Raw genomic sequence first — 3,847 nt, 5'->3', positions numbered from 1 at the left:
GGATTTTAAAGTCCCAAAAGCCTTTCGATCCTAATTATTTGACTGCTACCCCTTGACAGGTCAAGACAGTATCTACGACACATTGCTAAATTGTGGATGGAACATTCGCAGACAACCATTCGGCGCGCAACTTTTCAATAGCTAATTCTTTAAATTTAGCTTCTACTTCAATCCAAGGAGCCTGATAATAACAATTAGGCATTTCTGTAATTAAATCGCTGTGGCGCGGATCGGCAAAAAATTCTCTGCCATTCGATATGTGTACTAATTGCCATTCAGGAACAGACCAAGTTGTGCGGGCTGCTGCAAGCATTTCGGCAACGCTGGGATCGTCGTAAGTTTCTAAATGTTCGTGAATGACGTGGTGGTGGGCGTCAAAAACCATTGGTACGCCGGTATCGAGACAAACTTCTAAAATTTCCGAGGAACTGTAAGCGTATTCGTCATTTTCAAAGGTTAAGCGCGATCGAATGGATTCTGGCAAGTCGCGGATGACTGATTTGAGCTGCGAAGTGCGATCGCTCTTGCCGCCGTGAATGTTCATCAGTGCCTGGGGCGATCGGGGCTGTCCCAACATATCTAAAATTAAAGCATGAGTCGCCAGAATTTTAATGCTGTTTTCAACCACAGAAAGCTTGTCCGAACTAAGGACGACAAATTGATCGGGGTGGAGTACCAAACGGATGTTGAGGGAAATTGCGCGATCGCCGGTATTCCGCAATTCTTCAGTCATCGAGTGTAGCACTGCTTCCCCCAAATCTGTATCTGCAAAAGGGAACAGTGCAGAAGTCATGCGGTAGAGCTTAATCTGATTAGCAGAACAGAAGTCGATCGCTTTGTCAAGCCGCTTTAAGTTGTCTGTATAAAGCTCGCGCAATACTGTTTCTTGTTCAGTTTCTGAAAGCTGTAAAAGTCGCTTCCGGGTGACAGTGCGAAAGCGCACTGCATCGGATGTTGTAATACAGACTAATCCCAATTCCGGCAATTTTTCCTGTTCCACTACTTGGTTAATCCCGCTCATTTAGCAATAATCCCTAACTTTAATTTTATGTTAAATAGGTTTTTCGTAACGACTGGAGTTTTTAGTCTTGAAGTTTTTAGGTACTACTGAACCTGCCTAAAGAGCCCGGCAGAGATTGAAATCGCTGGCGGACTCTGGAAGTGCAAGGTGTAATTAGTACAAACGGGATTTTTTTTATCAAACATCTAATGAACCGCCTTGCAGATAGCATATCGATGACAATTTAATCGATATAACTATTGCTGTTCTTGGCGAGAATCAGCCTCTTCGTCGGGCCGCGCGGTGGCAACAGGATTTTCCATTGCTTCGTTATGGAACGGATAACCGGAGGTTTCTTGATTTAGCGGGTCAGCGGGTTGGTCGTCTGGGGATGTAATTTGACCGTTAGTGTTGGTATTGGGTTTTGTGGAAGAGCCTTTATGGCTGGCATGACCGCTACTCATCTTTTTTTCCTCAATTAGGTTGATCTAACAATTTCTAGCTTAGACTTAGCGGCGGCGGGCGATCGCCTATCTTAAGTCAGAGATGTTGCTTAATAGTTGAGGATGCTATAGCACTCCTCGCATCAATTGTGAAATTTTTCTCTTATCTTATCAACATTCGCCTCAATAGCGTCTTGGCGGTTTGTTGAAAAAAAAGCTTGTTTCGCGTTTACCGAAAGGATTGCTATATCTCCTAATTTTTCCTATTTCTCCTTTTCAATCAACTCCGCAAACGCCCTGACCTGAGAATGCTAATAATCAACCAAAAACCCAAAAAACTCGCGGCCCCAAACAAACCAGTGCTCAGAAAAGATAACTGAGCAGTTTGTGCGTTAGAAGAAATAATTGCTGCCCCTATAATCAAGGAACCCACGACAATACTAAAAGAAAGTCGGTTCGCAGAATCCCCTAGAGTGCGGCGTAGCGGGTCGAGTTCTTTTAATGTCAAGTTCCACTTCAAAGTTTCCGAAGTAACCCGGTCTAAAAGCACTTCCACCTGTCGCGGAGATTGCAAAGATAAGCTTTTCAGATCCAGGGCCGTTCTTAAAAGAGCTTGGATTGGATCGTCTCCTAATAACTGACGCCGAAACATATCGGTCATCAGCGGTTTGACCTGCTCTACAATATTAAACCGGGGATTAAAAGAGCGTGCCAGTCCTTCCAAATTAGCTAGAGTTTTTGCATACAAACCGAGATTGCTGGGCAGCCGAATTTTATTTTTTCTGGTGATTTCCAGCACCTCATAAAAAATTTCCGACAAGTTCATTTGCGACAAGCTCACATTGTAATACTTGCGTAGCATTCGAGCCAAATCGTTTTCGAGGTTTGCTAAACTTTTCGGCTGAGCAAATTCTGCCATTTCCAAAGTTAATTGAGCGCAGCGCTGAGCATCTAAATCGACAATTGCCAGCAACATTTCGGTCAAATTCTGCTGAGTGCGCGGGTCTAATCTGCCGACCATACCGCAGTCTAGCAGGGCTATCCGGCCATCTTTGAGATAAAACAAATTGCCGGGATGCGGGTCTGCGTGAAAGAATCCGTCGATGTACAACTGCTGGAAGAAAACGCGGCAAAGCAGCGTTGTAATTTCTTCGCGTTCGGCATTTACATCTCCTTTGTGGCGAATTCCTTGCAAATCCCCTAACAAAATTGGGACTCCGTTCAGCCACTCCATTACTAAGAGTTTTTTTGTAGTTAACTCCCAGTTAATTTCTGGTAGGACAACTTGTGTGGGGTCAAACCAGCGACTTTTAGATAAATTGCGGCGCAGTTCGTCTGTGTAGCTGGCTTCTTGAATGAAGTCTAATTCTGCACGCAGGGCGATCGCAAATTCTTCTGCTAAGGCGACAATATCGTATTGTTGACCGAAGTCTGTGAGCATGACAAGTTCTGCCAAACCTCGGAGTACGGCGATGTCTTGTTCGATGACGATATCAATACCGGGGCGCTGAACTTTGAGGGCGACTTCGCGACCGTCTTTTAAAGTAGCTTTGTGGGTTTGGGCGATGGAACCTGCGGCGATCGCCTGAGTGTTAAATTTAGCGAAGGTATCTTCCAGAGATTTTGTGAGTTCCATTCTGACGATGGCTTCTACTTCCGACCACGGTACGGGTGGTACTTCCGCTTGTAGCGTGGAGAGGGTTTCGATATAGCTGGCCGGTAAAAGGTCGGGACGGGTGCTCAGCAATTGACCCAATTTGACAAAAACTGGGCCTAATTCGACGAGGATGTTGCGGAGAACTGCTGGAGTTGGGAGACTGGGTGCGTCGGTTTTGCGGCCGGTTAGGAGGCTTTTCATGTAGTCCCAACCGTTGCGGAAGACGACCTCTAGAATTTCTCCTTTGCGAGAAGTGTTTTGAACTAGGCTAAACAAGGGGCCTCCGGGTCGATCGGGTTTAAGGGCTATATAACTACTAGGATAGCGCTGTTGACCGGGCTGACCAGTGTCTTGGGGAATAACTTGGGGGAAAGGGTGGGAATGGGCGTGAGAGTTTTGGGGCGTGGGAGGTAGCAGTTAAGTTTGGCGGTTAAAGTAGCTTTGAATTATTTCCCTTAACAAAGCTTCTGAGCTAATTCCTTGTTTAATAGCAAGTGCCTTAATTTTTTGGATGTCAGAAGCCGAGATTTTAATTGGGGCAAAAGTTTCAGGAAATGCCCAGGCGCACTGTGTACACTCAAGTTGGCATCCTCGACAAGCCGTGCTTTTAAAGTTATTACATTCTGCACACAGCGGTTGCCAATTATCCTCTTCATTTCCTCCTCCTCGCCATTACTCACAAGTTAAGCTAAAAGCACTATTGTCAATGAGTAAAATTACTCATCTTTTACCTGTTGACCCAATTAA

At 45.3% G+C, this 3,847-nt stretch carries 4 protein-coding genes; 1 reads left to right on the top strand and 3 read right to left on the bottom strand.

Going from position 1 to position 3,847, the window contains the following annotated elements; all coding sequences use genetic code 11:
• Positions 1-85: 85 nt before the first annotated feature.
• From uvsE to QUA33_RS27770, 3 genes are all read right to left on the bottom strand, one after another.
• Complete coding sequence (gene uvsE / locus QUA33_RS27780) at positions 86-1,021, bottom strand: UV DNA damage repair endonuclease UvsE (RefSeq protein WP_333152948.1); 936 nt, start codon at positions 1,019-1,021, stop codon at positions 86-88.
• A gap of 236 nt (positions 1,022-1,257) precedes the next feature.
• On the bottom strand, positions 1,258-1,464 hold the full coding sequence (locus QUA33_RS27775) for a hypothetical protein (RefSeq protein WP_333152946.1): 207 nt from the start codon (positions 1,462-1,464) through the stop codon (positions 1,258-1,260).
• A 259-nt stretch (positions 1,465-1,723) separates the two neighbouring features.
• Complete coding sequence (locus QUA33_RS27770; protein WP_333101099.1) at positions 1,724-3,376, bottom strand: AarF/ABC1/UbiB kinase family protein; 1,653 nt, start codon at positions 3,374-3,376, stop codon at positions 1,724-1,726.
• A gap of 235 nt (positions 3,377-3,611) precedes the next feature.
• Here QUA33_RS27770 and QUA33_RS27765 point away from each other — a divergent pair.
• On the top strand, positions 3,612-3,847 hold a 236-nt coding region (locus tag QUA33_RS27765; RefSeq protein WP_333152944.1), incomplete at its 3' end, for a hypothetical protein.

It is taken from the genome of Microcoleus sp. Pol14D4, from assembly GCF_036701245.1.
Taxonomy (GTDB): domain Bacteria; phylum Cyanobacteriota; class Cyanobacteriia; order Cyanobacteriales; family Microcoleaceae; genus Microcoleus.
Note: the sequence above shows the minus strand (reverse complement) of the source record. Positions and strands in the feature narration are given on the sequence as shown.